This is a genomic window from Micromonospora sp. CPCC 206060 (assembly GCF_036906895.1).
GTDB lineage: Bacteria > Actinomycetota > Actinomycetes > Mycobacteriales > Micromonosporaceae > Micromonospora.
In genome coordinates this window covers 42,766-68,488 of record NZ_JBAKHU010000011.1, presented here as the reverse complement: position 1 = coordinate 68,488, position 25,723 = coordinate 42,766, and the positions used below count along the sequence as shown (strand labels likewise).

The 25,723-nt window shown below is 72.5% G+C and carries 27 protein-coding genes; 4 read left to right on the top strand and 23 right to left on the bottom strand.

The window, feature by feature from the left end; translation table 11 throughout:
• Nucleotides 1-64 precede the first annotated feature (64 nt).
• The 8 genes from V6U90_RS11030 to V6U90_RS10995 all read right to left on the bottom strand — a co-directional run bounded on the left by V6U90_RS11030 (nt 65) and on the right by V6U90_RS10995 (nt 7,512).
• The gene (locus V6U90_RS11030) at nt 65-1,063 is read right to left on the bottom strand and encodes an SseB family protein (protein ID WP_334434156.1); all 999 of its coding nucleotides are present in this window, start codon (nt 1,061-1,063) and stop codon (nt 65-67) included.
• Nucleotides 1,060-2,133: an SMI1/KNR4 family protein gene (locus tag V6U90_RS11025; RefSeq protein ID WP_334434154.1), complete on the bottom strand. Its 1,074-nt coding sequence runs from the start codon at nt 2,131-2,133 to the stop codon at nt 1,060-1,062. The genes V6U90_RS11030 and V6U90_RS11025 overlap by 4 nt, the downstream gene beginning before the upstream one ends.
• Nucleotides 2,130-2,723, bottom strand: a complete 594-nt coding sequence (locus tag V6U90_RS11020; RefSeq protein ID WP_334434152.1) for a hypothetical protein — start codon at nt 2,721-2,723, stop codon at nt 2,130-2,132. The genes V6U90_RS11025 and V6U90_RS11020 overlap by 4 nt, the downstream gene beginning before the upstream one ends.
• Nucleotides 2,720-4,807: a hypothetical protein gene (locus tag V6U90_RS11015; RefSeq protein ID WP_334434150.1), complete on the bottom strand. Its 2,088-nt coding sequence runs from the start codon at nt 4,805-4,807 to the stop codon at nt 2,720-2,722. The genes V6U90_RS11020 and V6U90_RS11015 overlap by 4 nt, the downstream gene beginning before the upstream one ends.
• 12 nt (nt 4,808-4,819) lie before the next feature.
• Nucleotides 4,820-5,821: a hypothetical protein gene (locus tag V6U90_RS11010; protein ID WP_334434148.1), complete on the bottom strand. Its 1,002-nt coding sequence runs from the start codon at nt 5,819-5,821 to the stop codon at nt 4,820-4,822.
• 85 nt (nt 5,822-5,906) lie between these two features.
• Nucleotides 5,907-6,203, bottom strand: a complete 297-nt coding sequence (locus V6U90_RS11005) for a WXG100 family type VII secretion target (protein WP_334434146.1) — start codon at nt 6,201-6,203, stop codon at nt 5,907-5,909.
• Nucleotides 6,204-6,239: 36 nt separating this feature from the next.
• Nucleotides 6,240-6,599, bottom strand: a complete 360-nt coding sequence (locus tag V6U90_RS11000; protein WP_334434144.1) for a WXG100 family type VII secretion target — start codon at nt 6,597-6,599, stop codon at nt 6,240-6,242.
• A 316-nt stretch (nt 6,600-6,915) separates the two neighbouring features.
• Entirely contained in the window at nt 6,916-7,512 is a 597-nt protein-coding gene (locus V6U90_RS10995) for a hypothetical protein (RefSeq protein ID WP_334434142.1), read from the bottom strand.
• A gap of 113 nt (nt 7,513-7,625) precedes the next feature.
• Here V6U90_RS10995 and V6U90_RS10990 point away from each other — a divergent pair, with 113 nt between their 5' ends.
• Both V6U90_RS10990 and V6U90_RS10985 read left to right on the top strand, forming a co-directional pair.
• Nucleotides 7,626-8,861: a GNAT family N-acetyltransferase gene (locus V6U90_RS10990; RefSeq protein ID WP_334434140.1), complete on the top strand. Its 1,236-nt coding sequence runs from the start codon at nt 7,626-7,628 to the stop codon at nt 8,859-8,861.
• Nucleotides 8,862-8,924: 63 nt separating this feature from the next.
• Nucleotides 8,925-9,272, top strand: a complete 348-nt coding sequence (locus V6U90_RS10985; protein ID WP_334434138.1) for a hypothetical protein — start codon at nt 8,925-8,927, stop codon at nt 9,270-9,272.
• A 145-nt stretch (nt 9,273-9,417) separates the two neighbouring features.
• On the opposite strand, the gene V6U90_RS10980 is transcribed toward V6U90_RS10985, so the two are convergent.
• From V6U90_RS10980 to V6U90_RS10965, 4 genes are all read right to left on the bottom strand, one after another.
• On the bottom strand, nt 9,418-9,885 hold the full coding sequence (locus V6U90_RS10980; protein WP_334434136.1) for a ribose-5-phosphate isomerase: 468 nt from the start codon (nt 9,883-9,885) through the stop codon (nt 9,418-9,420).
• Between the two features lie 175 nt (nt 9,886-10,060).
• A complete protein-coding gene (locus V6U90_RS10975) occupies nt 10,061-11,272 on the bottom strand; it encodes a DUF1015 family protein (RefSeq protein ID WP_334434134.1) in 1,212 nt (403 codons plus the stop codon).
• 103 nt (nt 11,273-11,375) lie between these two features.
• Complete coding sequence (locus V6U90_RS10970) at nt 11,376-11,759, bottom strand: hypothetical protein (RefSeq protein ID WP_334434132.1); 384 nt, start codon at nt 11,757-11,759, stop codon at nt 11,376-11,378.
• A gap of 245 nt (nt 11,760-12,004) precedes the next feature.
• Entirely contained in the window at nt 12,005-12,631 is a 627-nt protein-coding gene (locus V6U90_RS10965; RefSeq protein ID WP_334434130.1) for a mycothiol-dependent nitroreductase Rv2466c family protein, read from the bottom strand.
• Nucleotides 12,632-12,847: 216 nt separating this feature from the next.
• Here V6U90_RS10965 and pepN point away from each other — a divergent pair, with 216 nt between their 5' ends.
• On the top strand, nt 12,848-15,406 hold the full coding sequence (gene pepN / locus V6U90_RS10960; protein WP_334434128.1) for an aminopeptidase N: 2,559 nt from the start codon (nt 12,848-12,850) through the stop codon (nt 15,404-15,406).
• 78 nt (nt 15,407-15,484) lie between these two features.
• On the top strand, nt 15,485-16,048 hold the full coding sequence (locus V6U90_RS10955) for a Uma2 family endonuclease (protein WP_334434126.1): 564 nt from the start codon (nt 15,485-15,487) through the stop codon (nt 16,046-16,048).
• A 418-nt stretch (nt 16,049-16,466) separates the two neighbouring features.
• Here V6U90_RS10955 and V6U90_RS10950 read toward each other — a convergent pair whose 3' ends face one another.
• The 11 genes from V6U90_RS10950 to V6U90_RS10900 form a co-directional block, all read right to left on the bottom strand.
• Nucleotides 16,467-16,877, bottom strand: a complete 411-nt coding sequence (locus V6U90_RS10950; protein ID WP_334434124.1) for a DUF5130 family protein — start codon at nt 16,875-16,877, stop codon at nt 16,467-16,469.
• The gene (gene ctaJ, locus V6U90_RS10945) at nt 16,864-17,172 is read right to left on the bottom strand and encodes an aa3-type cytochrome oxidase subunit CtaJ (RefSeq protein ID WP_442933565.1); all 309 of its coding nucleotides are present in this window, start codon (nt 17,170-17,172) and stop codon (nt 16,864-16,866) included. Before ctaJ ends, V6U90_RS10950 begins: the two co-directional genes overlap by 14 nt.
• Nucleotides 17,173-17,241: 69 nt before the next feature.
• The gene (locus V6U90_RS10940; protein ID WP_334434122.1) at nt 17,242-18,684 is read right to left on the bottom strand and encodes an amidase; all 1,443 of its coding nucleotides are present in this window, start codon (nt 18,682-18,684) and stop codon (nt 17,242-17,244) included.
• Nucleotides 18,681-19,703 (bottom strand): amidohydrolase family protein, encoded by a 1,023-nt coding sequence (locus tag V6U90_RS10935; RefSeq protein WP_334434120.1) that lies wholly within the window; start codon nt 19,701-19,703, stop codon nt 18,681-18,683. Before V6U90_RS10935 ends, V6U90_RS10940 begins: the two co-directional genes overlap by 4 nt.
• The gene (locus tag V6U90_RS10930; protein ID WP_334434118.1) at nt 19,703-20,227 is read right to left on the bottom strand and encodes a 3-hydroxyanthranilate 3,4-dioxygenase; all 525 of its coding nucleotides are present in this window, start codon (nt 20,225-20,227) and stop codon (nt 19,703-19,705) included. Before V6U90_RS10930 ends, V6U90_RS10935 begins: the two co-directional genes overlap by 1 nt.
• On the bottom strand, nt 20,224-20,676 hold the full coding sequence (locus V6U90_RS10925; protein ID WP_334434116.1) for a RidA family protein: 453 nt from the start codon (nt 20,674-20,676) through the stop codon (nt 20,224-20,226). Before V6U90_RS10925 ends, V6U90_RS10930 begins: the two co-directional genes overlap by 4 nt.
• A complete protein-coding gene (locus V6U90_RS10920) occupies nt 20,673-21,461 on the bottom strand; it encodes a 2-keto-4-pentenoate hydratase (protein ID WP_334434114.1) in 789 nt (262 codons plus the stop codon). Before V6U90_RS10920 ends, V6U90_RS10925 begins: the two co-directional genes overlap by 4 nt.
• Complete coding sequence (dmpG, locus tag V6U90_RS10915) at nt 21,461-22,522, bottom strand: 4-hydroxy-2-oxovalerate aldolase (protein WP_334434112.1); 1,062 nt, start codon at nt 22,520-22,522, stop codon at nt 21,461-21,463. Before dmpG ends, V6U90_RS10920 begins: the two co-directional genes overlap by 1 nt.
• The gene (locus tag V6U90_RS10910) at nt 22,519-23,451 is read right to left on the bottom strand and encodes an acetaldehyde dehydrogenase (acetylating) (RefSeq protein ID WP_334434110.1); all 933 of its coding nucleotides are present in this window, start codon (nt 23,449-23,451) and stop codon (nt 22,519-22,521) included. Before V6U90_RS10910 ends, dmpG begins: the two co-directional genes overlap by 4 nt.
• Complete coding sequence (locus V6U90_RS10905) at nt 23,448-24,242, bottom strand: 2-keto-4-pentenoate hydratase (RefSeq protein WP_334434108.1); 795 nt, start codon at nt 24,240-24,242, stop codon at nt 23,448-23,450. Before V6U90_RS10905 ends, V6U90_RS10910 begins: the two co-directional genes overlap by 4 nt.
• Nucleotides 24,239-25,720, bottom strand: a complete 1,482-nt coding sequence (locus V6U90_RS10900) for a 2-hydroxymuconic semialdehyde dehydrogenase (protein ID WP_334434234.1) — start codon at nt 25,718-25,720, stop codon at nt 24,239-24,241. Before V6U90_RS10900 ends, V6U90_RS10905 begins: the two co-directional genes overlap by 4 nt.
• Between the last annotated feature and the right edge of the window lie 3 nt (nt 25,721-25,723).

Here is a 25,723-nt window from a genome sequence, read left to right as displayed (position 1 = left end):
TCACGGTGCACGCTGGGTGAACCGGACCGGATCCGACAATAGTGGACCGCCGGAAAGTGGATCATCATTGCCGGCCTCGCAGCAGGTCGGCAAGCCAACCGTCGACCGGGGTCTGCGCCTCCTGCGGCGCGGCTCCCGCAGCGCCGGCGACCTCGGGTTCCGGACGCGGGGCGGGTACGCCCGCTGCCGCCTTCCCGGCGCTGGCCGGCGTACCGGCGCTGGCTGCCGGGACCGGGCCGCCCGGACCGAGCCGCCGGGCGGTGAGCGCCACCGCGTGACGCAGCAGGTCCGGTACCCGTTCCCCACCGAGGGAGAAGCCGATCGGTGAGCCCGGGTTGACCGTCAGCCGGTACCCCGGCCCGGGCCACCGATGCAGCACGGCGACCAGGTCGCAGGTGGTCAGGGGCGGTGCCGGGCCCTCGGCTGCCAGATCCTGGAGGTAGTCGGCGCAGCGTTCCGCCGAGGTGAAGACGGTCACCTCCGGGACGCCGTCCACCTCCAGCACCCGGGTCGGCATGATCACGGTCGCGGTGACCAGCACGTCGAGCAGCACCTCGGCGTCGGGTGCGGTGAGGGCGGCGCCGAGCAGTCGTTCCACCTCGTTCGCCGGGGTGAAACCGGCCAGCGACGCCGGGGTGGGCAGCAGCCCGGGTACCCGCTCCGGTGCCACCAGCAGCCCGACCGGGGTGGCCGGGTTGACGGCGAGCCCCCAGTCGGCCGGGATGTCCCCGTCGGCCCAACCCCGGACCAGTTCGGGCAGGTCGGTGCTGCGCCAGCCACCGGCCGGCAGTACCCGGTACAGCGCCTCCGCCGAGGTGAAGGCGAGCAGGAAGCGGATGCCGTCGCGGTCGGCGGTCATCAGCCGCTGCCCGTCGGGGCCCGGCTGGTCGTCGCTCCCGAACCGGTCGTCGCCCCGGTCCGGGAGGAACAGCGGAGCGACGGCGAGGATCCGCAGTACCGCCTCGGGGTCGTCCTGGTCGACCGCGTGCCGCAGCCGCCGTTCGACCTCGTTGACCGGCTGCCACGGCGGCTGTGCCCCCTGGGCCTCGAGCTGCGTCGTCATCGCGCCTCGAAGAGTGCGACGAGCGGGTCGGCGGTGGACCGGGGCGGGTCCTGCCGCGCCGGGCGTTGCCGGGCCGGCAGGCCCGCCCCCACCGCCGGGTCACGCAACTCCCGGACGGCACCCCGGCGTACCCACTGCCCGGCCAGGTCGGCCAGCGCAGGGGCGGGCGCCACCAACCGGGTCCAGAGGTCGTCGATCGAGTCCGCGACCCGGTGCAGCAGGTGGGCGCAGATGTGCTCCGCGTCGTAGCGGTCCCGGTCCCGGGGGTCGTCGTCGTCCCAGTACCAGATCGAGTCCGGGTCGTCCCCGGCCGTCCGGACCGCGAGCAGCCCACCCTGGACGTAGCCGACCGGCAGGAAATCCCGGGTGAGCCGGTCCCCCACCCAGTCGGCCAGATAGGACAGATCCTGGTGCCGGTCCTCCCGGGCCAGGCCGAAGAACGGCTGGTCGGCCAGGAGACCATGGCCCGGGAGCACTGCGGGCCCCGCCGGGCCGGCACCGTTCGTCGCGGCCAGGAAGCGCCGGTACGCCGGTGGCAGCACCCGGCCGAGGAGCTGTTCCAGCAGGTCGAGCAGGTCGTCCGGGACCTGGTGGCCCGGCGCCGGGCCGACCGGCCGGCCCGCTTGCGGTGCCGCTGGCCGACCGACGGGCGGTCCGGGGCGGTCCGGGAGCCGGCCGACCCCGCCCTGGTGACGGAAGGAGCCGTGCAGCTCGACCGGGACCAGTGCCACCTGGCGGACGGCGCCCAGGTGCGCCCAGCACCAGCCGGCCGGGGTACCGACCACCGACGAACCGCCGACCGGAGGCCAGAGGGGGTCCCCGGCCGACCGGGCCATCGCCAGGTTCGCCGCGAGCACGTCGACGATCCGCTGCTCCGCCCGGGTCAGGTCGGGGTGCGGTGCGGGCAGTTCCACCACGGCCCGCGCGCAGAGCGACCAGTCGGGGAAGCCGTACGGGTCGATCAGGACCCCGTGGCGGTACCGCATCCGCAGCGTCGGCGAGCCGGGGTGGATCACGCTCATCGCGAACCGGGCCGCCGGTGGGGCGTTCCCCGGGCCGGGTCCGGTCACGGCGCCAACCGGGCGAACGTGCCGGCGGCGACCCGGGCCAGCCGCTGCGGGACGTCGGCCGGCAGCCGCCCGGCTGCGGCGACCGGCTCACAGGTGAGGGTGAGGGCCAGGTTGCCGTGGTACGTCACCAGCTTGATCCGGTTCTTCTCAACGGTCCAGAACGCCGCCGTCCCGGCCCCATCGATGTCGGTGGGGGTACCCCGGGCGAGCCGGCGGCCGGTCTCGTAGAACCGCTGGGCCCACTGGCCGTCCTTGAGCAGTTCGGCGTCGACGTTGAGGCCGACCGTCATGCCCTCGGCGAGCCGGGTGATGCCGCAGGCTCCGGGGATGTCCAGGACCGGTGCGCCACCGTCGCGCGGGAAGATCTCGGCCAGCGCGGCGTCGTCCACCGCCGGGCAGAGCTTCGCCGGCAACGTGTAGGTGACGTCGCCCGGCCCGACCGGTCCGGTGGTGGTCGGGGCGCTGGTGGGGGCCGGGTCGGTGGACGGGCCGGCGGCATCCGGTTCCGGCTCGGACCGGCCGCAGGCCGCGCCCGCGCCGACGAGCAGGAGCGCGGCCAGCCCCAGCGAACCGGCCCGTCGGGCGGTCACGCGCCGCCACCCACGGTCGGCTTCGGTTCGGCGGCCGCCCTGGTGGCGCGGGTGGGGGTGCTGTCGAGCACCCCGCCGCCCGGGGTGGCGACGGTCCACGCCTCCTCCCGGTCGAGCAGCCGCCGGATCTGGTCGAAGTCCCGGTCGACCCGGGCCGCCTTCTCGTCCCGCTCCCGTTCCTTGCGCCGGGAGCCGAGTTCGGCCTGGTACCCGGCGGGGCGGCGGGCACCGCGCAGCACACCGTTGGCCGGTTCGGCGGGTCGGGGCGTACCCGGTGCCGGGGTGGTGGCGGAGCGTCCCACCACCGGTCGGGTGGTGGGCGGGGTCGGCGGGGCCAGCGGGGCGTCCCGGCGTGGGCCACCGCCGGGCTGCGGCGTGAGCTGGTGTGCGGTGTCCGGCGTACCGGCCGTCCGGGGCCGGTTGAGCACCGGCGGCGCCGCGTCGTGGGCGAGTGGCCCACGCCGGGTGGGCGCGCCCTGAGGTGGGATCGGCGCGGTGGTCCGGGGTGCCCGCAGCACCGGGCTGGACGGCGCGGCCGGCGGGCTGCCGAACTGGTTGGTCCGGGTCCCGCCGCCCGGGACGGCCGGTCCGGCCGTGTTCCGGGCGTCCGGCCCCGGTGCACCGGCGCGGGGCGTGGACGGGGTGCCCGGCGGCAGGGAGGTCCCCGGCGGGACGGACTGCCGCGATCCCGGCGGGGCGGCGCTGATGGTGCGTTGCGGTCCACGGCCACCCGTCTGCGGCCCGCCCGGTGCGCCCCGGGCCGGGTTCTGCGGTGGGGAGGGGGGCAGTCCCTCGCCGGGCGCGCCCGGCACGGCGGGTACGCCGCGCAGGACCCCGGGCACCCCACCGGCCCGCGCGTCGCCCAGCAGGTTCGTACCCCGGGCGAGGGCGGAGCCCGGAAGGGATCCGGTGCCGGGCTGCCCGGTGCCGGGGACCCCGGGCACGCCGGGCACGGTCGGGACGCCCCGGACCGGCAGGTTGCCCACTGCGGGCACCACGGGTGGGACGACCGGCAGCGTCGGTGTCGGCGTCGGTACGGTCGGCATGCCCACGTCGGGGACGGTGATCTCCGGCGTGGGGGTGGTCTGCTGCCGTCCCTGGTCCTGACCGGGCACCGTCGGTTCCGCGACCAGTCGGCTTACCGTGCGCTGGAGGTTGGCGTCCGGTGTGGGCACGTTCCGGGTACTGATCGTCGGCGTGGTCACGTTGGGGGTCCCGACCCGCGACGGATTGCCGATCGACGGCAGCCGGCCGCGCATGTACCGGGCCAGGAACTCGGGGTTGGGCTGGACCGCGTCGGTCGGCCCCTCGTAGACGGTGGCCCGGCCGCCGGCCAGATCCTCGCTCATGATCGACCAGTAGGACCGGGCCATCTCGTACTGGATCTGCTGGGCCCGCTTGCTCCACGCGATCTGCTCGGTACGCAGCGCGGTCACGTACTTGTCCTGGGCGGTGGGACCGGCGTCCTCGACCGGCACGTCACCGAGGTTCCGTTCCTGCCACTCATTGCCGAAGGTCACCATCGCCTGCTTGTACTGCTCGTACAACGAGCTCATCCGGCTCTGGTGACTGGTGATCGTGCTGGCGAGGGAGAGCGAGCCGAGCCAGTTGGTGATGGCGGCGCTGCGCCATTCGTCGAGGGACTTGAGGGTGGCGCCCGGGCCCCGGGCCAGGAAGGCGTCGGCGCCCTGACCGGTCCAGCCACCGGAGTTGCCGGGACTGCCGTCGCCGCCGTACTTCAGCCCGCGGGCGGCGTTCAGCACCCGGTCGGAGATGTCCTGGATGACCTGACTGACCCGGTACCACTGGTCGGCGACCTCCCGGACCGCGTTCGCGTTCTGGGCCATCACCCGCTGGTAGATCTTCTCGATGCTGTCGTTGGCGAACAGCTGGTTGGAGCGTTCCTGGTCAGCGTCGCTGAACCTCGGGTCCTCCCAGTTGATGGTCGGCTCGATGTACTCCCCGTTCTCGGGTGCCGGGTAGTACCGGATGTCCTCACCCATCCGCCGGGCCAGCTGCCGGTTCTGCAGCAGCAGGGTGTTGTCCGCCGTGGTGTAGCCGAAGTACGGTTCCTCGCCACCCATCGCACCGTCCTCCTAGTACCCGCGGCCGAACTCTTTGACGAACCAGTCCTCGCCGGCCGTGTCGAGCTGCTGCTCGGCCTGCTGCACCGGACCCATGTCGGGCTCGGTACGGTGCTGCCCCGGCTCGATGACGACCGGGTCCGAGGTGGTGGTCTGCTCCTGTGGCTTGCCGTCGGCACCGGTGGTGGTGATGGTCGTCTCGTTGGTGACCGTCATGGTGCCGTCCGGATCGGTCACGGTGGAGGTGCGTGAGCTGCCGCCGTCGCCCCGGGTGGTCGTGGTGCTCTGCACCTGGTAGCCACCGTAGACCCGGCTGTCCTGCTCGGTGGTGGTCTGCAGGACCACCGCGCCGGGTGCGTAGTAGGTGGTGGTGGTCGTGGTGCCGGCCTCGTACGACCCGCTGGAGTAGGTGGTCGTGACCTGCTTGCTGGAGCCGTCCGGGTAGAGGTAGATCGTCACGCCGGAGGCCGGGTTGATCACCTGGGCCTGACTGTCGTCGCCGCTCAGGGCCATCGCGGTCTGACCGGTCTGCTCGGCCATTCGGGCCTCGTACTCCGACCAGGACTCCACCGGACGGAAGCCGGGTGGCGGATTGGCCCCGGGGTCGGAGAAGGCGAAGGAGACATCGTCGATGCCGGCCGCCGACTCCCGGTCGGTGCCCTCGTACATCTCGGCGACCACCAGGGCCGCCGAACCGATGTTGCGGATGCCGTCGAGCACGTCCCGCAGGAAGTACTGGAAGTCGCTCTGCCGGTGGCTCAGCAACCGGGCGGCGGAGGCACCCTCGGGGAACACCCCGGCGGCCCCGGCGGGGCGGGAAAGGCCCTCCTGGATCAGCTGGGTCATGGCCGACACCTCCATGGCCGCCGGCCCGGTGGCGTCCGCCTGCACGTCGAGCATCTCCAGGTAGTAGCTACCCAGGTCGGTGATGTCGACGTTGACGTCAGGTCCCGCGAAGGACTGGTAATCCGACGGCGAACCCCCGCCGTCGCCACGATCATCCGGTCGACCCACTGTGCCCTCCCCCGATCAACGTCAACCTGTGCGGAGCCGTACCGCGGGTGGTGCCCCACCAGATGGGGCACCACCCGCAGGCGGATCACATACCAGCGGCGATCTGCTGGTCAACCTGCTGCATGCGGTCAGCCGAGGCACCGAGGCTGACCCCGAGACGGGTGAGCGCGTCCTTGATCTCGGTCGCGCCCTGGTTCCACTTCGCCCGCGCGTCGTCGCACGCCTGGCCGGCGGAACCGGACCAGTCCTGGGCGAAGAGCTGGGTGAACTGGGTGTAGAGGTCCGACAGGGCGTTGTCCATCTGCCCCTGGTACGTGCCGATCGCGGTTGCGACGTCGGTGATCGCACCGAAGTTGTAAGTGATCGAATTGGGATCGGTCATCTGACTATCGCCTCTCCAGGTCTCTCGTCCGGGTACTCAGCCGCGCAGCGCCGCGATGACGCTGCTGTTGCCGGTGGCCTCGGCGGCGGCCCGGATCTCCCGCGCCGCGTCCTCGTCGTTCACGCCGTACTGGGAGGAGGCGTTGCTGATCTTGCCGGCCAGCTCGTCGAGCGCATTGAGGATGGTGGTCAGGCCGGAGTTCAGATCGGCGGACACACTCTGCAACGCATTGTTCGCCGTGCCCCGCATCCCCGCGCCGCCCAGCGCCTGGATCCGGTCGAGCAGCTGCGCCATCCCGGTCGCCAGCCCTTCGCCGGTGTCCATACAGCGCTGCGCCATCGTGTTCAGCTGGTCCTGGGTGGCATGTACCTGCCCAACGCCTGGAGTACCTGTCAAGGTGGATTCACCCCGCTTCGTCGTGACGCCCCCCGGCCAGGGGAGCCTCCCTTCGCGCGCATGACCGCTCATACGTCGCGTTTGCGAAAGCGAAACTATCGTGCTTCGTCCACTCAGACCAGCTCAGCCCAACCGACCGGGCCGGGCGGAGCACCCGACAACGCGCCGACCAGCATCGATTTATGCATGTCCATATACAGGACTCAACTCAGGTTAATCAACCAGTGACCTTTGCCGCCCCGGGCCAACTGCCACGCCCCGATTCGGCCGGCCGCACCGGTCCGCCCTCCGGTGCCCGTTCCGACGGCCCGGACGGTCAGCCGAAGACCCAGTTCCAGGCAGATACCACCCACTCGGTCTGCCGCAGGTAGGCCACCCCGAGCCCGACCAGGAACACCGCCGTCACCAGATGCGCGCCCCGGGCGGTACGCCGGACCCGGCCGAGCTGCCGCTCCCAGATCAACCGCCCGAGCAGCCGGGCGAGCCCGAACAGCCCGACCGCAACGAAGAGGGACAGCACGAAGGTCACCACCGGACTGGTCAGGTCCCCCCGGGCGGAGATCGCCCAGATGCCCCAGCAGACGAAGGCGAACAGTCCGCCCGCCGCACTCCATTCGCCACCCAGCTTGAGCTGGGCCACGTGGTAGCTCAGCGGCAGCCGGGGGCGCGACTGGTCCCCCCAGTGCGGGTCAGCCGGATCCGACCCGACCGCCGTGAACTGCTCGGTACGCGGCGCCCGACGCGCCCCCACCGAGGCGACCCCGCGCAGGAAACCCTCGCGCTGTGTCGGGTCGACGGCGTCGTGCGGCGGGGGAACCACAGCCCGCCCCCGCTGCGACGGCACCCCGACGCCGTTCGGCTGCGGCGGCACCTCGACGGTCCGCTCCGCCCACGGTCGCGTCTGGTCTGCCATGTCGTCCTCCCCATCGCCGGGGAACCCCGTCCGGCCGGACGGCCCCGCTGCTTCGAGGGTAGCCAGTACACAAATCGGTCGCCCGGCCACGCACCGTGGACTACACAGAAACGATGACCGAGCAGCAGCTACCGATCACCACGGCCGACGCCGACGACTGGCCGGAGATCTCCCGGCTGATCGCCGCCGCGTTCCACGAGGCCCACGACCCCACCGCCCGCGAGGGCGACCACGTGGTCTTCGAGCCGGACCGGTCCCTGCTGGTCCGCGACGGCGGGACGGTCGTGGCGCACGCCTCGGCGTACACCCGGGAGCTGACCGTGCCCGGCGCGGTGCTGCCCGCCGCCCATGTGACGCAGGTCGCGGTGGCGCCCACCCACCGTCGCAACCGGCTGCTGACCCGGTTGATGACCCGGCAACTGCGGGAGGTACGCGACGCCGGCACCGAGTACCTCGCGGTGCTCTGGGCCAGCGAGGGGCGGATCTACCCGAGGTTCGGCTACGGCCAGGCCGCCCAGCGGCTGACGATGGAGGCCGACCTGCGGGAGCTGCGACTGCCCGAGCCCCCGGCGTCCGTCGGCGGCCGGCTCCGCACGGGCGAGCCGGCCGCGCTCGCCGACGAGCTGGCCCGGGTGTACGAGGACGTGCGCGTGAACCGCCCGGGCTGGTCCAGCCGGGCGGACCGGCACTGGCGGGCGCGGCTGACCGACCCGTCGGCGCTCCGGTTCGGGGCCACCGAACGGCGTGCCGTGCTGCATGAGGGGCCGGGCGGCGTGGACGGCTACGCGCTCTGGCGGACCCACAGCGAGTGGGACCGCAGCGGGCCACGGGGTACGACGCGGGTGGAGGAGGTGGTCGCCGACACCCCGGCCGCCTATCTGGCGCTCTGGCGGCTGCTGTTCACCATCGACCTGACCCGCCGCCTGTCGTACCCCTTCGCCGCCGTGGACGAGCCGCTGCTGCGGCTGGTCGACGAGCCCCGCCGCCTCGACGCGCAGCTCGTCGACGCGCTCTGGCTCCGGTTGGTCAACGTACCGGCCGCGCTGGCGGCCCGCCGGTACGCCGCCCCGGTCGACGTGGTCATCGAGGTGACCGACCCGCTGCTGCCGGAGAACGCCGGCCGGTGGCGGCTGACCGGCGGCCCGGACGGTGCCCGGTGCGTACCGGCCGACGAGCCGGCGGAGCTGGCCTGCGACGTCCGGGACCTGGGCGAGCTGTACCTCGGAGGTACCGCGCTCTCCGCTCTGGTCGCCGCCGGCCGGGTCCGTGAGCTGCGGCCCGGGGCGGCCCGCAGCGCGACGACCGGGTTCGGCTGGTACCGGGCGCCGGTCGGCATCGAGGTGTTCTGAATCGACGTCTTCTGAGCCTGTTCGACCGGGACGGAGCGCCGGCCCAGCCGGTACGGTCGGGAGATGGCGGATGCGGAGCGCCGGCGACGCCGGCTGCGACACGGCGGGGCGGAGAGCACGGGACGCGGTAGCGGCGGCGGATCCGCGGCGACCGCCGACAGCTACGACGGTGGGCCGCCGTCCGGCGGACGGCGCAGGTCGGGTACCCCCGCCGGGGAGGACCGCGACGGCGAGCGGGGCCTGCGTGGGCTGGTCGGGTCGGGCGCCTCGCAGGTGGCGGTCAGCGCCGCACTCCGGGCCCGGGATGCCGCCCGACCGACCGAGGCGGACCTGGCCGAGGCAGAGCGCCGGGTCACCGTGGTACGCCGTAACTGGGTGCCCCGGGACGAGTCGCCCCGGCCCGGCCGCTGAACCGACCGGGGCGGGCGATGGCCGGGGGTCGGCAGGCGGCTGAGCGGGAGTCGGCACGCCGCTGAGCGGGCGGCCTGCAACTGAGCGGGAGTCGGCACGCCGCTGAGCGGGCGGCCGGCGGCGGCCGGGTGACCGCCGCCGGACGTCAGGGAAGGTCGGGCAGCTCGCGGGCCTTCTCGTAGGCCGCGACCTGGGCGATGCGCCGGGCGTGGCGCTCGTTGCCGGAGAACGGGGTGCTCAGGAACGCCTCGACGATCCTGGTCGCCTCGTCCAGGGTGTGCTGCCGGGCGCCGACGGCCACCACGTTGGCGTCGTTGTGCTCCCGGGCCAGCTGGGCAGTCTCCAGGTTCCAGGCCAGCGCCGCCCGTACCCCGGCGACCTTGTTGGCGGCGATCTGCTCGCCGTTGCCGGAACCACCGATGACCACGCCCAGGCTGCCCGGCGACGCCACCACCCGGTCACCGGTGTGCAGGCAGAACGCCGGGTAGTCGTCGTCCGGGTCGTAGGCGTGCGGCCCGACGTCGACCACCTCGTAGCCCTGCTTGGCCAGATGGCTGGCCAGGTGCATCTTCAACTCGTAACCGGCGTGATCGGAGCCCAGGTAGACGCGCATACCGCGCAGTGTGACAGGCCGCTGTCCGCGACGCCGCAGGGGCGGCGCCGCGGACGCGATTCGTCACATCACCCCGACCCGCCTGCCCGGGCTACGGCCCGACGGGCAGGACCGGATGCGACGCCACCCGCCTCAGGGGCAGGACGCCACCGTCAGGGGGCAGGACGCCACCGGGTCAGCGGGCAGGACCGGCGCCCAGCTCGGCAAGGACCAGCCCGCCGCGTGCCTTCGGGGTGAACCAGGTGCTCTTGCGCGGCATCTTCTCCCTGGCGAGGTTCACCGCGACGAAGTCGTCGACGGTCACCGGGGCGATCAGCACCGCCAGCTCGGCACGACCCGCGTCGACCTCACCGGTCAGCCAGGAGGCCGGATAGTCGCCACCGACGTAGGTGATCCGCTTGTCGCCCGGGTCCAGCCCGAGCGCGTCACGCAGCAGGAACCGCTCGACCAGTGCGTGGTCGAGGTTCTCCACCACGCCACCCGGGCCGGCCGGCAGGCGTACCGCGTACCCCCGGCCGGCGAGGTAGATGTGGACCGCCCCGCCCGAGGCCGGCACGTCGACCGGACCGTCCAGCGGCTCCACCTGGGCACCTGCGCCGCGCAACCGGTCGAGCAGTTCGTCGGCGCCGACGGTCAGCTCACTGACCAGACGGTTGTAGGGCTGGATCGCCACCGAGGCGGGGGTGGTGATCACGGCCAGGAAGCGGGGCAGCCCACCGGTCTGGGCGGCCAGGCTCCGGTGGTTGCCGTCGGCCACCACCAGGTCACCGCCGCCGGCCAGGTCACGCAGTGCGTCCTGCTCCGGCCCGGGGCCCAGCAGCCAGATGGCGTGGGTACGCCCGGACTGGTCGGTGTCGGTCGCGGCCGGGGCGCCGGCCGCATCGGTGGCCGCCGCGAGCGCGCCGTGCAACTCGTCGCCCCGCCCGGTCTGGAGCAGGAGTACGGGCGAGAGCAGGTGACCGAGCGCCTCGGCGAGGGCGACTCGCTCGCGCACCTTGGCGATGAAGACGTCCTCGTTGCGGATCACCAGCCCCGGCTCGTCGGCGCTGGTGGAGATCTGGTCGGTGTCGACCAGCGCGAACATCCCGTATGCCGGCTCGTCGAGCGGGGAGCTGATCCGGTAGAGGACCACGACCTGCTCGGCCGGGGTGTAGCTGCCGTCGGCCTTGGCCTCGGCGAGACGGGCGACCGCGTCGGGAAGCGCGTCGAGGAAGGACCGACCGAGGCTGCCGGGCGCCCGGTGGGGCATCTCGATGGCCAGGGCACTGTGCGGGTTCGCCTCGATGATCGCGGTGATCTCCGCGTCGTCGGCGAACTCGTCGTAGTTCTGCGCGCCGGTGCCGCCAGTGGTGATCCAGGCCCGGGCGATCGGATGCACGACCGTCATGCCGCTGACGCTACCGCCGCCCGGTGGCACCGCGACGGACACCCCGGACGTGTCCACTGGTTGGTGTGACCCGCCCGGATCGCCGGTCAGGCCCGGTCGCCGGTCAGGCCGGGTCGCCCGGCTGGCGGTGCCGTCCCGGGCTGGTCGGGGCCGGGACCGGGGGCGCCCCGACCGGGTGCGGCCGGGCGGCCGGTACCGGAGCCGAACGGGATCGGGCGGACACGGGTACCGAAGCCGGGCGGGATCGGGCCGGTACCGGTACGGCCGGACCGGAGAAACTGAGTCGCGACGTGGGCACCACCGGGGCGGTGCCGACCACGATCGGCGGGGCGAGCAGGTCGAACAGGTAGCCGGGCAGGTCCGGCTGAACCGTGGGCCAGGCACAGTCATCGACCGACCAGTACGCCGTACCGAGGTTTTCCGAGACCGCGTCCCGGCTCTGACGGGATGCGGACTCGTCGGCGGCGGTATGACTGTGCTTGCCCATCTGGGTGCCTCCTCCGGTTACCGGTGCGGCCGGTCGCCCACCGCAGAAACCGCGGTCCGGCACCCGGCCGCGACGACATCCAGTGCAACGATGCCGACCACTGCCCGGTCACGCCGTTCGGGGATCGGACACCGGCCCCGGTGCGCGTGGCCCCGGTGCAAGAAAGGGCCCCTTGTTAACACCAAGCTGTTAACAAGGGGCCCTTCCTCTACCGAATGCGTTAAGCGGGGGCCCTTCCTTACACCTCAGTCGAAGATGGGGCCGAGGGTGCGGGTGCGCTTGAGCTCGTAGAAGCCGGGCGTGCCGGCCACCAGCAGGACGCCGTCCCAGAGCCGGCCGGCGGCCTCGCCCCTGGGCGCCGGGGTGATCACCGGACCGAAGAAGGCCACCTTCTCCCCCGGCACGGGACCGGGGGCGTGGATCACCGGCGTACCGACATCCTGGCCGACCGGCCGCATGCCCGCCTCGTGGCTGGCCCGCAGGGCCTCGTCGTACCCGGTTGAGTCGGCCGCACTGGCGAGCGCCGGGTCCAGCCCGACGTCGGCGAGAGCGGCGGCGAACAACTCCGGGCTTAGCTCCTGCTTGCCCAGGTGGATCCGGGTACCGAGGGCGGTGTAGAGATCACGGACCGCCTGGGCACCGTGCTGCTGTCCCACCGCGATGCAGACCCGGACCGGTCCCCAACCGGTGCGCATCAGTTCCTGGTACTGCTCCGGTACGTCGCGCCCCTCGTTGAGCACGGAGAGGCTCATGACGTGGAACCGGATGTCGATCGGCCGTACCTGCTCCACCTCCAGCAGCCAGCGTGAGGTGATCCAGGCCCACGGGCAGATAGGGTCGAACCACATGTCGACAGTGACGCGTTCGGTCACAGGAAGTCCCTCCGGAAGGACCGGACGTCACAACGCCCGGCTGCTCTTTCCACTGATCTTCACCCCCGACCCCCGTCGTCGACATGTGAATGAGACGGTGACCTCGGCCGCCGACGGGCACCGGTCATGGAAGACTCGGTCGGGGGCGGACCGCCACGAGCGGTCCCCGCGCTGGCAACGCCGTTGAGTATGGCGAGAATCGGATGGAGATACAGAGTGCCGGGAGTACGCAACCTGACACAGGTCGAGGCGACGGAGCGGGCCCGCCTGCTCGACGTCGCCGGGTACGACATCGCCGTCGACCTGTCGGATGCCGGGCAGGCGGCCGGCAGCCGCACCTTCCGTTCGGTGACCGAGGTCCGGTTCAGCTGCACCGAGCCGGGTGCGACCACGTTCATCGAGGTGGCCGCCGAGTCGGTCCGGTCGGCGACGCTCAACGGCAGCCCGCTGGACGTCACCGGCTGGTCGGCCGAGAAGGGCCTGGCACTGACCGGGCTGGCTGCGGAGAACACCCTGGTGGTGGAGGCGCACTTCGCGTACTCCAGCACCGGTCAGGGGCTGCACCGGTCGGTCGACCCGGTGGACGGCGAGACCTATCTGTACAGCCAGTTCGAGACCGCCGACGCGCAGCGGGTCTACGCCTGCTTCGACCAGCCGGATCTGAAGAGCGTCTACACCTGGCACGCCACCGTCCCGGCGCACTGGCGGGTGGTGTCCAACATGCCGGTGGAGCGGGAGGAGGCGGCCGGGGAGGAGTCGAAGACCGTCCACTTCGCCACCTCGGCCCGGATGAGCACCTACATCACCGCGCTCTGCGCCGGCCCGTACCACGAGGTGCGTGACCACCACGACGGCATCGACCTGGGCTTCTTCTGCCGCCGGAGCATGGCCCAGTACCTCGACGCGGACGACCTGTCCACCGTCACCAAGCAGGGCTTCGACTTCTTCCACGAGCAGTTCGGGGTGCGCTACCCGCTGCCCAAGTACGACCAGCTCTGGGTGCCGGACTTCAACGCCGGGGCGATGGAGAACTTCGGCTGCGTCACGCACGCCGAGTCGCACTACATCTTCCGCTCCCAGGTCACCGACTACGAGTACGAGCAGCGGGCCAACACGATCCTGCACGAGCTCGCCCACATGTGGTTCGGTGACCTGGTCACCATGCGCTGGTGGAACGACCTCTGGCTGAACGAGTCGTTCGCGGAGTGGGCCAGCCACTGGTGCAACACCCACGCCACCCGGTTCACCGACGCGTGGACGACGTTCCTGGCGGTCCGGAAGAACTGGGGTTACCGGCAGGACCAGCTCTCCTCCACCCACCCGGTCTACTGCGAGATGCCGGACCTGGCGGCGGTCGAGGTCAACTTCGACGGCATCACGTACGCCAAGGGCGCCAGCGTGCTCAAGCAGCTCGTGGCGTACGTGGGCCTGGAGCCGTTCCTCGCCGGTCTGCGGGCCTACTTCGCCAAGCACATCTGGGGCAACGCCACCTTCGACGACCTGCTCTCCGAGTTGGAGACCGCATCCGGTCGGGAGCTGCGCAAGTTCGCCGCGCAGTGGCTGGAGACCGCACAGGTCAACACGCTGCGGCCGGAGGTGGCGATCACCGCCGACGGCACCTACGAGCGGGTCACTGTGCACCAGGAGGCACCCGCCGAGCACCCCACGCTGCGTACCCACCGGATCGGGGTGGGCCTCTACGACCTGGTCGACGGGGCGCTGGTCCGCCGGGAGCGGATCGAGGTCGACATCGCCGGGGACCGTACCGAGCTCACCGATCTGCGCGGGGTCCGGGTACCGGACGTGCTGCTGCTCAACGACGACGACCTGACGTACGCCAAGTTGCGTCTGGACGGGCGGTCGATGGCGTTCGTGGTGCAGCACGTCGGGGCGTTCGACTCGTCGCTGGCCCGAGCGCTCTGCTGGACGGCGGCCTGGGACATGGTCCGGGACGCGGAACTCTCCGCCCGGGACTACGTGGCGCTGGCGCTGGCCGGGCTGCCCGCCGAGACCGACATCAACCTGGTCACCCCGACGTTGCGCCAGGTGGCCAGCACGCTGTCCTTCTACGCCGACCCGACCTGGGCGCCGACCGGGTGGGCCGACCTGGCCAGCAGCGCGTGGCAGGCGCTGCACCGGATGGAGCCGGGCAGTGGCTTCCAGCTCGCCTGGGCGCGGGCGTTCGCCTCCGCGGCCCGGTCGGACACCCACCTGGCGGCGCTGCGTGGCTGGCTGGACGGGGTGGAGGTACCGGCCGGGCTGACCATCGACACCGAGCTGCGCTGGACGCTGTTGGCGGCGCTGGTCGCCAACAGGGTGGCCGGCACCGCGGAGATCGACGCGGAGCTGGCCCGGGACCGGACGGCCAGCGGCGAACGGGAGGCCGCGTTCACCCGGGCGCTGCTGCCGACCCCGGAGAACAAGGCTGCGGTGTGGGCGGAGTTGACCGGCCCGGACACGCTGCCGAACTGGCGGCACCGGGCGCTGCTCCAGGGCTTCTACCACCCGACGCAGGTGGAGCTGACCGAGTCGTACCGGGAGCGGTACTTCGCGGTGGTGGACAAGATCTGGGCCAGCCGGGACAGCGAGCCGGCGCAGGAGTTCGTCCAGTTCGCCTACCCGGCCTACCACGTGGACGCCGACACGGTGGCGGCCACCGACGCCTGGCTCGCCCAGCCGGACCGGCCGGGGCCGCTGCGCCGGCTGGTCGCCGAGGGCCGGGACAGCATCGTCCGGTCGATCAAGGCCCGTGAGCGGGACAGCCGCAGCGGCTGATCGGTACCCGGCCCGGGGCCGGCGCGGTCCGTAACCGCGCCGACCCCGGGCCGTTATCGTGTCCGGAGGTGAGGCCCCATGACCCGAACGGTCTTCGACTGGCGGCTGTCGGCTGACGAGTGGCGGGAGGACGACCTGCTCCGCCGGCCCGAGGACGGGCAGCGCTACGAGCTGGTCGACAGCAGCCTGCACGTGACACCCCCAGCCGGCTTCGGGCACCACGAGCTGGCCGACGAGATCCGGCTGGCGCTGCGCGCCGCCGCGCCGCCCGGCTGGCGGGTGATCCGGGAGATCGGACTCCGGGTTCCCGCCGGCAACCTGATCCCCGACCTGACCGTGCTCCGGCCAGATGCTCCGGCCGATGACCTGTGGGCCGATCCCGCCCAGGTGGCGCTGGTGGTGGAGGTGGAGTCACCGGGCAGCCGGCGGCATGACCGGTTCACCAAACCCGCCCTCTACGCCGAGGCCGGCATCGAGTCGTACTGGCGGATCGAACGGATCGACCTGGGGCCGGCGGCTCACCTCTACCAGCGCGCCAAGATCGGGCACTACGAGCTGGTCGGGTCGGTGGGGCCGGCCGACCGGTTCCGGGTCGAGCTGCCCTTCGCGGTGACGGTCACCCCGGCGGACTGGACGGCCTGACCCTTCTCCTCGATCAACTCGGTTTTCAGGAAATCGGGCTATCGGGCCGGGGCTGACACCCCGACTACCTGGAAAACGAGTGGATCATCGGGCGCTCGAAGACCGGGCGGAGACGGAGGCTGGGGCCGGCCGGGCAGAGCGGTGGTCGAAGGCCGATCGGGGCAGAGACAGGGCAGGTCGGCGGTGGTGAGGGTTTCGACCCGCGGTGGGGGGCCGGCATCATTCTGGTTTGATGGCCGGCCCTCGCGCGCTGGCACAGACGGTGCAGCTCGACAGGCGGCGAACCGGAGGTCTGCTGCGGCTGTCGACCAGCGGGCGATACGGACCCGCCCAGCACGGCCTGCCCGCCGCCGGCCGGCATCCGGGCGGGCCGGAGCGGGCGGGCCGGAACGGGCCGGGCGAAGCGGGGCGGGGTGGGTCAGATCGACTTGCCGGCGTGGCTGGCGAGCTGGTCCAGGCCGCTGATGATGCCGCCGGCCAGGTCACCGCCGCCGAAGGCGGCCACCATGGAGAGCGCGGCGAGCTTGGCGTACGTGTCCGGGATGCGCTTGCGCGCCTCCTTGCCGGTGATGATCTCCAACTGCCGCTGGTTGGGCGAGATGGCGATCAGCACCGAGCGGGACGGCTCGGCAAGCTGGGAGTGCAGCCGCTCGGCGTGCGCCCGGGTCGGCTCGTCCAGACCACCGACGAAGACCGAGAAGACCAGCCCGGTCCCCTGGTCGGCGATGCGGAGCGCCTCGTCGATACGGAGCAACTGACGGGTCGAGAACGGGCCGTCCAGCACCTCGGGCCGGGTACCCACCTCGACCGGCTTCTCACCAACGGTCACTTGCGCCTCCGGTTCCACCGGCCGGCACCGCGGTGCCCGCCTCCTCAAGCTTGCGGCTGGTCAGCGCGGGAGCCTGGGCACCGGCGGTGAGCGCCGCGCCGGCCGAGTCGGCCAGGTGCTCCGGGCGGCTCAGGAACCAGACCGGCGTGAAGTCGAAGGGCCGGCCCGGCCGGTAGCGCTTGGCACCACCACTGCCGCCGCGGTCCCCGGCGAACGCCAGCGCGGCGATCACCAGGACCACGACTGCCGGGATGCCGACGAAGACCACCAACGTCTCGGTAACAGACAATCCCAACGCCCCCAGGCGGTAAGAGAGACCAGAGCACCGGTCGGATGGACGAGCGAGGTCAGCCGGCCGCCCGACTCAGCTGCTGTTCACGTTACTGGAGGGCACGGCCCCCCAGATCGCGGGGTGGCGATCCCAGCCACCGGAAACCTGTTCCAGCTGGGCGGCGGCGGCCAGCAACCGGGCATCCTCCCCGTACCCGGCGGTGAGCAGGACACCGGCCGGCAGACCGTCCCCGGTGGTGCCGACCGGCAGGGAGACCGACGGTTGGCCGGTGAGGTTGAAGACCGCGCAGTACGGCGAGAAGCGCCGTTGCCGGTCGAAATCCTCCGCCGGGTCACCCGGCCCGGTGAACCAGCCGATCGGGGCCTGCGGGGTCGCCAGGGTCGGGCAGAGCAGCAGGTCGACCCCGGCGGTCCGGCGCGCCGCCCGGCGGACCAGCGCCTGCAACTCACCGAGGGCGGACATCAGCGCACCCGCGCTGACCTGCGCACCCTCCTCGCGCAGGTACCGGGTCAGCGGAAGCAGTTGGCTCTCCCGGTCGGCGGGCATCGGGGCGAGCGCCATGACGTACCAGACGGTCCGGAACAGCGGCCACGACTCGGGGCCGAACGGTGCGGGGACCTCGACCACCTCGTGGCCGGCGGCGGTGAGCAGGGCGGTGGCCCGCTCGACGGCGGCCAGGGAGTCCGGGTGCGGCGGCTCGTCGGCGAGCATGCCGGTGGTGAACCGGCCGATCCGCAGCGGCCCCGGTTCGGCGCGCCGGGCGGCGGCCAGGTAGCCCTCCTCGGGTGGCGGCGGGGGCAGGTAGGGCTCGCCCGGCACCGGGACGGACATCACATCGAGCAGGGCTGCGACATCGGTCACGGTCCGGCCGATCGGGCCGTTGGTGGGCAGGCCGAACGCGCCGAAGCCGAGCGGGCCGCCGGAGACCACTCCCCGGCTGGGCTTGTAGCCGACCAGACCGCAGATCGACGCGGGGATGCGCAGCGAGCCGCCACCGTCGGAGCCCTGGGCGACCGGGACCAGGCCGGCTGCGACGGCTGCTGCCGCACCGCCACTGGAACCACCGGCGGTGTACGACAGCTCCCAGGGGTTACGGGCCGGCGGGGCGACCAGGGTCTCCGAGTAGAGCGAGCAGCCCAGTTCCGAGGTGGTGGTCTTACCGAGGCTGACCAGCCCGGCGGCGCGCAGGTGCCGGACCACGTCGGCGTCGATCGGTGAGGTGAAGTCGGCGAAGGCGGCCGAACCGAAGGTGGTGCGGACCCCGGCGGTGAGGGTCAGGTCCTTGATCGCGGTCGGTACGCCGTGCAGCGGTCCCCGTTCGGCCTTCGGCACCGCGTCGGCGTCCCGGGCCTGACCCCGGGCCCGTTTCCCGGTCACCGTGACGAACGCACCCACGGTGTCGCCGAGCGCGTCGATCCGGGTCAGGTAGTGCTCGACCAGCTCGCCGCTGCTCAGCTCACCCCGGTCGATGGCGGCGGCCTGTTCCAGTGCGGTCAGGTCGTGCGGCTCACTCATCCGCCAATGGTAAGGAAGGGCCCCCCGAGGAAACGCAACGCATTGCCGCCCAGCAGCCGCTGCCGCTGCTCCCCGGTGAGGAAGTCCGCGCGGTGCACCACCGCGCCGACCGGCCGTTCGCCGAGCGGGTACGGGTAGTCGCTGCCGACGATCACCCGGTCGTCGCCCATGGTGTCGACCAGCAGTCGCAGGGCGGCCGGGGCGAAGACCACCGAGTCGACGTAGAACCGGTCGAGGTAGCTGCCGGGTGGGGCCACCGAGGCGCCCCGGACCAGGTCACCCCGGCGGTGCCAGGCGTTGTCGGCCCGGCCCAGCCAGAACGGGAAGCTGCCACCGCCGTGCGCGAAGCAGATCCGCAACGACTCCGGCACCCGGTCGAAGACCCCCCCGAGGATCATCGCCAGTACCGACAGGTGGGTCTCGGCGGGCATCCCGGTCAGCCAGCGGGCCATCCAACGGTCCAGTCGCGGCCCGTCGGCCATGTCCCACGGGTGGACGAAGACCGGGGCGCCCACCTCGGCGCAGTGGGTGAGGAAGGTGACGATCCCCGCGTCGTCGAGGTCCCGGTCGCCGACGTGGTTGCCGATCTCCACCCCGGCGTGCCCGGCGGCCAGGCAGCGGTCCAGTTCGGCGCAGGCCGCGTCCGGGTCCTGCAACGGCACCTGGCAGAACGGCACCAGCCGGTCGGGGGCCGCCGAGGTGACCTCCAGGGTCAGGTCGTTGAAGATCCGGGCGACCCGGACGGCCTGGTCGGCCGGACGGTCGTAGGAGAAGAAGACCGGGGTGGGTGAAACCACCTGGAGGTCCACCCCGTCGGCCGACATGTCGGCCAGTCGGGTGTCGGCGTCCCAGCACTCGGCGCCGATCGGGCGGAACTCGGTCTCCCCCACCATGATCATCGCGGCCCGCTCGGAGTCGACCCGCAGCCAGGGCCAGCCGTCGCCACCGCACGCCGCGCCCAGGTCGGGCCACCCCTTCGGTACGACGTGCGTGTGCACGTCGACGACCGGAGAACTCATCAGCCCTTGCCCGGGTGCAGGTGGCCGCAGTTGCCGCAGGTGCGGGCGGCCTCGTCGGCGTAGAAGGCCTGGAAGACCGGGGGCAGATCGGCGGCGATGTCCCGCACCTGCAACTCCACCTCGTGCACCTGGTGCCCGCACTCCGGGCAGTACCACTGGAATGTCTCCAGCGTGCCCTCCTCGCGGACCCGCTCGACCACCATGCCGATCGAGCCCGGCTCGGGGCGCTGCGGGGAGTGCGGCGTGTTGCGCGGCAGCATCCACATCTGACCCTCGCGGACGTGCACGGTACGCGGCCCGTCCGGCAGCATCAGATTGATGTGCATGTTGCCCTTGATCTGGTAGAAGAACTCCTCGTACGGGTCGACGTGGAAGTCGGTGCGCTGGTTCGGGCCGCCGACCACCATCACGATGAAGTCGTCCTGCCCGGGGAAGAGTTCCTTGTTGCCGACCGGCGGCTTGAGCAGGTGCTGGTTGTCGGCGATCCAGCCGGGAAAGCTGAACGGCTCGGCGATCTCGCTCACGGTCTGCCCCCTTCGGGTAGTACGGCCACGGCCTGGATCTCGATCAGCAGGTGCGGGTGCGGAAGCTGGTGCACGGCGACGGTGGTACGGGTCGGACCGGTGGTGTCGAAGTACTCGGCGTAGACCTCGTTGTAGCCCCCGAAGTCGTTCATGTTCACCAGGTACGTGGTGATCTGCACAAGATCCGACAGGTCGGCGCCGACCGCGCGCAGCAGGTCCCGGATGTTCTCGATCACCGCCCGGGTCTGCACCCGGGCGTCCAGGTTGGTGGTGCCGAACTCGTCCACCTCGACCCCGGCGAAGCTGTTGTCCGGCCGCCGGGACGACGTACCGGACACGAAGACGAACCCGTTCGCCACCTTGACGTGCGGAAACGCCCCACGCGGCACGGCCTTGCCGGCAACCACCCGGGCGCCGCCGGGCGGCCCGTGACCGCCGCCCCCGCTCACGCCGCCGCCTTCAGGGTGGCCGTACCGAGCTTCTCCACCACGGCCCGGACGTGGTTGCCGGGTCTGAGCGGTACGGCGGCGGTGGCCGCCCCGGCCAGGAAGACCCATCCTCCGGCGGGCCGGACGCCGTACCGGCCGGCGAGGCGGAGCCCTTCGTCGAGGGCGCGGCGCGGGTCGCCGAGGATCGCTGCGGTCGACCCGACCTGGGCGATCCGCCCGTCGATCTCCAGCAGGACGCCGAGGTTGTCCAGCCCGTCCGGCACCGGCGACCAGGGGCCGATGGCGAACGCGGCGGCGGAGGTGTTGTCCGCGATCACGTCGGGCAGCGAGAACCGGAAGTTGGCGTACCGGGAGTCGATCAGCTCGATGGCCGGGGCCACCGCGCGGACCGCGTCGGTGAAGTCCCCGACCGGCTCACCGGGCTCCGGCAACCGGTCAAGCAGGAAGGCGACCTCCGGCTCCGCCCGGGGATGGATGAACGCGGCCGGGTCGACCGTGCCGCCGTCCGGCACCCGCATCCCGTCGGTCAGCCGGCCCCAGATCACCTCGTCCACCCCGACCTGGGCCATCTTGGCCCGGCTGGTCAGCCCCATCTTGAGCCCGACCAGGCGCTCACCCCGGGCCAGCCGGCGCCCGACCAGCGCGGCCTGCACGGCGTACCCGCCGTCGACGTCGAGGCCCACCTCGTCGGCGAGCTGCCCGATGGCGGTGGCGTCGACGGCTGCCGTGTCGAGGCGGGCGGCCAGCTCCGCGACGTCCACCGGCGACACCTGCTCGACTGTCATCAGCGTTCCTCCCCGTCCCGACGCGCCAGGTCGAGCGCCACGTCCACGATCATGTCCTCCTGACCACCGACCATCCGGCGTCGTCCCAGCTCGATCAGGATCGACCGGACGTCGACCCCGTACCGCTCGGAGGCCCGCTCGGCGTGCCGCAGGAAGCTGGAGTACACCCCGGCGTAGCCCAGCGACAAGGTCTCCCGGTCCACCCGGACCGGCCGGTCCTGCAACGGCCGGACCAGCTCCTCGGCCGCGTCCATCAGCGCGAACACGTCGCAGCCGTGCTTCCAGCCGTGCAGTTCGGCGACCGCGACGAAGACCTCCAGCGGGGCGTTCCCCGCCCCGGCGCCCTGCCCGGCCAGCGACGCGTCCACCCGGACCGTCCGGCCGTCCGGCGACCCGAGCGGCCCCACCCCGACGATCCGGCCGTGCTCCACCGCCACCACGCTGTTGGCCACCCCGAGGGACAGGTTGTGGTGGGCGTGGATGCCGATCTGCGTGGTCGGTTCCAGCACCTGCCGGTACGCGTCGACCCGCTCCGCCACGTCGGACATCAGCAGCCGGCCCCCGGAGTCGGTGACGTAGACGCAGTGCGCCCCGTACGACTCCATCAGCTTCGCCTGCCCGGCCAGCCCGGCCGGGTCGGACATGTGCGACATCATCAGGAACCCGGAGACGTCCATGCCGTTCTCCCGGGCCCAGGAGATGTGCTGCGCGGAGATGTCCGCCTCGGTGCAGTGGGTGGCGATCCGGACGCTGGTCACCCCGAGGTCCCGGGCCGCCCTCAGGTCGGCGATGGTGCCGATGCCGGGCAGCAGCAACGTGGTGAGCTTCGCGGTGGTCAGCACCTCGGCGGCGGCGGCGATCCACTCCGCGTCGCTGGCCGCGCCGTGGCCGTAGTTGACGCTGGAGCCGGCCAGCCCGTCGCCGTGGGCCACCTCGATGGCCGCCACCCCGGCGGCGTCCAGCGCGGCGGCGATCGAGCGCACCTGGTCGACGGTGTACCGGTGCCCGATGGCGTGCATCCCATCGCGCAGGGTCACGTCCTGGATGTACAGCTCGGTCATCGCAGCACCCCCTGCTGGCGGACGGCCACCAGCCGCTCGGCGGTACGCAGCGCCGCCGAGGTCATGATGTCCAGGTTGCCGGCGTACGCGGGCAGGTAGTGCCCGGCGCCGGAGACCTCCAGGAAGACCGAGACCTGCACCCCGGTGAAGTGCCGGCCGAGCGTCGGCACGTAGCTGTCCACCCGGTCGAACTGGATGTCCTGCTTGAGCCGGTACCCGGGGACGTACTCCTGGACGGTGGCGACCATGTCCCGCACCGAGGCGGCGATCGCGGCGGTGTCCGCCCCGCTGTCGGGGCAGAGACAGTAGACGGTGTCCCGCATCAGCAGCGGCGGGTCGGCCGGGTTCAGCACGATGATCGCCTTGCCGCGCTGCGCGCCGCCGACCACCTCGATCGCCCGGGCCGTGGTCTCGGTGAACTCGTCGATGTTGGCCCGGGTACCCGGGCCGGCCGACTTCGAGGCGATCGAGGCGACGATCTCCCCGTACGCCACCGGGGTGACCCGGCCGACCGCGGCCACGATCGGCACGGTGGCCTGCCCGCCGCAGGTGACCATGTTGACGTTGCGCTCACCGAGGTGCTGGTCGAGGTTGACCGGCGGGACCACGTACGGGCCGACCGCCGCCGGGGTCAGGTCGACCACGGTGCGGCCGTACGGGGCCAGTACCGCGTCGTTGTGCCGGTGCGCGCCGGCCGAGGTGGCGTCGAAGACCAGCTCGACGTCGGCGAACTCGGGCATCGCCACCAGCCCGTCCACGCCCTCTGCGGTGGTCGCCACACCGAAGCGTCGGGCCCGGGCCAGCCCGTCGGAGTCCGGGTCGATGCCGGCCATCGCCACCATGCGCAGCGAGTCCGACAGCCGGAGCACCTTGATCATCAGGTCGGTACCGATGTTGCCCGACCCGATCACCGCCACGCCGGTCGTCATGCGGAGGCTCCTTCGCTGAAGCAGGTCCGGACCGAGCCGAGCCCGGAGATCCGGGCCTCGTACGCGGCACCGGGGGTGACCGGCACCATCGGACCGAGCGCCCCGGAGAGCACCACCTCCCCGGCCCGCAGCGGGTCACCGGAGCGGGCCATGGTCTGCGCCAGCCAGGCCACCGCGTGCAGCGGGTTGCCCAGGCAGGCCGCCCCGGCGCCGACCGAGACCGGCTCCCCGGCGTGCTCCAGCACCATCCCGCACAGCCGCAGGTCCACGTCGGCGAGCCGGCGCGGGGCGGTACCGAGCACGAAGAGTGCGCTGGAGGCGTTGTCGGCCACGGTGTCCACGATCGAGATGTCCCAGTCGACCACCCGTGAGTCGACCACCTCGATGGCCGGCAGCAGATGGTCGACCGCCCGGATCACGTCGACCGTGGTCACCCGTTCCTCGGGCAGGTCGGCACCGAGCACGAAGGCGATCTCCGCCTCCACCCGGGGCTGGAGCAGCCGGGTCACGTCGATCTCGTCGCCGTCCGGTACGGCCATGCTGTCCAGCAGCACCCCGAAGTCGGGCTGGTGCACGCCGAGGTTCTCCTGCACCGCCCGGGAGGTCAGGCCGATCTTGGCGCCCACCCGGCGGTGCCCGGCGGCCCGCCACTGCCGTACCTGGTGCTGCTGCACCCGGTAGGCCGCGTCGACGTCGCCGGAGGGCAGCAGCCGGCCGCGTAGCGGCGGGCAGGGTTTGCCGGCTTCCCGGGCCTGGAGCAGCTCGCCGGCTGCCAGTTCGATATCGGTCATGTGAGATCCACGCAGACGTTGGTGAGTTCGGAGTAGAAGTCCAGCGAGTGCACGCCACCCTCCCGGCCGATACCGGAGGCCTTGACACCACCGAACGGGGTGCGCAGGTCGCGCAGGAACCAGGTGTTCACCCAGACGATGCCGGCGTCCAGCCGGGCGCCGGCCCGGTGCGCCCGGCCGACGTCCCGGGTCCAGACCGCCGCCGCCAGACCGTACTCGGTGCCGTTGGCCAGCGCGTACGCCTCCTCCTCGTCGTCGAACGGGGCGAGGTGGACCACCGGGCCGAAGATCTCCTCGGTGTTCGTCCGGGCGTCCGGGCCGAGCCCGACCAGCACCGTCGGCTGGACGTACGCGCCACCGTCCCGGAGGTCGCCGAAGAGCGGCACGCCACCCCCGGCCAGTACCTCGGCGCCCTCGTCCCGGGCCAGGTCGTAGTAGCCGAGCACCTTGCGCCGGTGCTGGTGTGAGATCAGCGGCATGTTCACCGTGGCCTCGTCGGCCGGCCAGCCGAACGGCAGTTCCGCAGCGCGCCGGGCCAGCCGGTCGGTGAACTCCTCGAAGACCGGCCGCTGCACGTAGATCCGTTCGGTGCAGAGGCAGACCTGACCGCCGTTGGTGAAGCTGGACCGGACCGAGCCGGCGACCGCCGCGTCCAGGTCGGCGTCGGCGAAGACCAGGCCGGCGTTCTTGCCGCCCAGTTCGAACGAGACCGCCTTCACCCCGTCGGCGGCGGCCCGCATGATGGTGCTGCCGGTGGCCGACTCGCCGGTGAAGGTGATCGCGTCGACATCGGAGTGCCGGGTGAGGAACTCCCCCGCCGAGTCGGGCCCGAAGCCGTGCACCAGGTTGAACACCCCGTCCGGTACGCCGGCGGCGGCCATCACCTCGGCCAGCAGGGTCGCCGAGGCCGGGGTCTCCTCGCTGGGCTTGACCACCACGGCGTTGCCGCAGGCCAGGGCCGGGGCGACCTTCCAGGTGAGCAGCAGCAGCGGCAGGTTCCAGGGGACCACGATGGCGACCACGCCCACCGGCTTGCGGACCGCGTAGTTGAGCGCCCGGCCGCCGGTCGGGGTGACCGTGGTGAACGACTCGGTCGGCGCGGTGGCGACGATCTCCGCGAAGGCCCGGAAGTTGGCCGCACCGCGCGGGATGTCCAGGGTCCGGGCCTGCGAGATGGCCTTGCCGGTGTCCGCCACCTCGGCGGTCACCAGGTCGTCGAAGCGCCGTTCCAGCTCGTCGGCGACCCGGCGGAGCACCTCGGCCCGCTCCCGGTCACCCATCCGCCCCCACGGGCCGCGCAGCGCGGCACGGGCGGCGTCGACCGCCGCGTCGACCGTGCCGGCGTCCGCCTCGGCCACCTCGAAGACGGTCTCGCCGGTGACCGGGCTGGCCTTGGCGAAGGTCTTCCCGGCCGGCAGGAACTCGCCGCCGACGAAGTTGCGCAGCAGCCCCGGCTCCCCGGACGCCCGCCCGGACATCAG

What these genes read in the sequence shown, in the direction of transcription:
- V6U90_RS11005 (WP_334434146.1), bottom strand. Translation starts at nt 6,203, where the DNA reads ATGACCGATCCCAATTCGATCACTTACAACTTCGGTGCGATCACCGAC.
- dmpG (WP_334434112.1), bottom strand. Translation starts at nt 22,522, where the DNA reads ATGACCGAGCTGTACATCCAGGACGTGACCCTGCGCGATGGGATGCAC.
- V6U90_RS11015 (WP_334434150.1), bottom strand. Translation starts at nt 4,807, where the DNA reads ATGGGTGGCGAGGAACCGTACTTCGGCTACACCACGGCGGACAACACC.
- V6U90_RS10900 (WP_334434234.1), bottom strand. Translation starts at nt 25,720, where the DNA reads ATGTCCGGGCGGGCGTCCGGGGAGCCGGGGCTGCTGCGCAACTTCGTC.
- V6U90_RS10970 (WP_334434132.1), bottom strand. Translation starts at nt 11,759, where the DNA reads ATGGGCAAGCACAGTCATACCGCCGCCGACGAGTCCGCATCCCGTCAG.
- V6U90_RS10990 (WP_334434140.1), top strand. Translation starts at nt 7,626, where the DNA reads ATGACCGAGCAGCAGCTACCGATCACCACGGCCGACGCCGACGACTGG.
- V6U90_RS10905 (WP_334434108.1), bottom strand. Translation starts at nt 24,242, where the DNA reads ATGACCGATATCGAACTGGCAGCCGGCGAGCTGCTCCAGGCCCGGGAA.
- V6U90_RS10980 (WP_334434136.1), bottom strand. Translation starts at nt 9,885, where the DNA reads ATGCGCGTCTACCTGGGCTCCGATCACGCCGGTTACGAGTTGAAGATG.
- V6U90_RS10920 (WP_334434114.1), bottom strand. Translation starts at nt 21,461, where the DNA reads ATGACAGTCGAGCAGGTGTCGCCGGTGGACGTCGCGGAGCTGGCCGCC.
- V6U90_RS10935 (WP_334434120.1), bottom strand. Translation starts at nt 19,703, where the DNA reads ATGAGTTCTCCGGTCGTCGACGTGCACACGCACGTCGTACCGAAGGGG.
- V6U90_RS10940 (WP_334434122.1), bottom strand. Translation starts at nt 18,684, where the DNA reads ATGAGTGAGCCGCACGACCTGACCGCACTGGAACAGGCCGCCGCCATC.
- V6U90_RS10910 (WP_334434110.1), bottom strand. Translation starts at nt 23,451, where the DNA reads ATGACGACCGGCGTGGCGGTGATCGGGTCGGGCAACATCGGTACCGAC.
- V6U90_RS10995 (WP_334434142.1), bottom strand. Translation starts at nt 7,512, where the DNA reads ATGGCAGACCAGACGCGACCGTGGGCGGAGCGGACCGTCGAGGTGCCG.
- V6U90_RS10955 (WP_334434126.1), top strand. Translation starts at nt 15,485, where the DNA reads ATGACCCGAACGGTCTTCGACTGGCGGCTGTCGGCTGACGAGTGGCGG.
- V6U90_RS10985 (WP_334434138.1), top strand. Translation starts at nt 8,925, where the DNA reads ATGGCGGATGCGGAGCGCCGGCGACGCCGGCTGCGACACGGCGGGGCG.
- V6U90_RS11030 (WP_334434156.1), bottom strand. Translation starts at nt 1,063, where the DNA reads ATGACGACGCAGCTCGAGGCCCAGGGGGCACAGCCGCCGTGGCAGCCG.
- V6U90_RS10975 (WP_334434134.1), bottom strand. Translation starts at nt 11,272, where the DNA reads ATGACGGTCGTGCATCCGATCGCCCGGGCCTGGATCACCACTGGCGGC.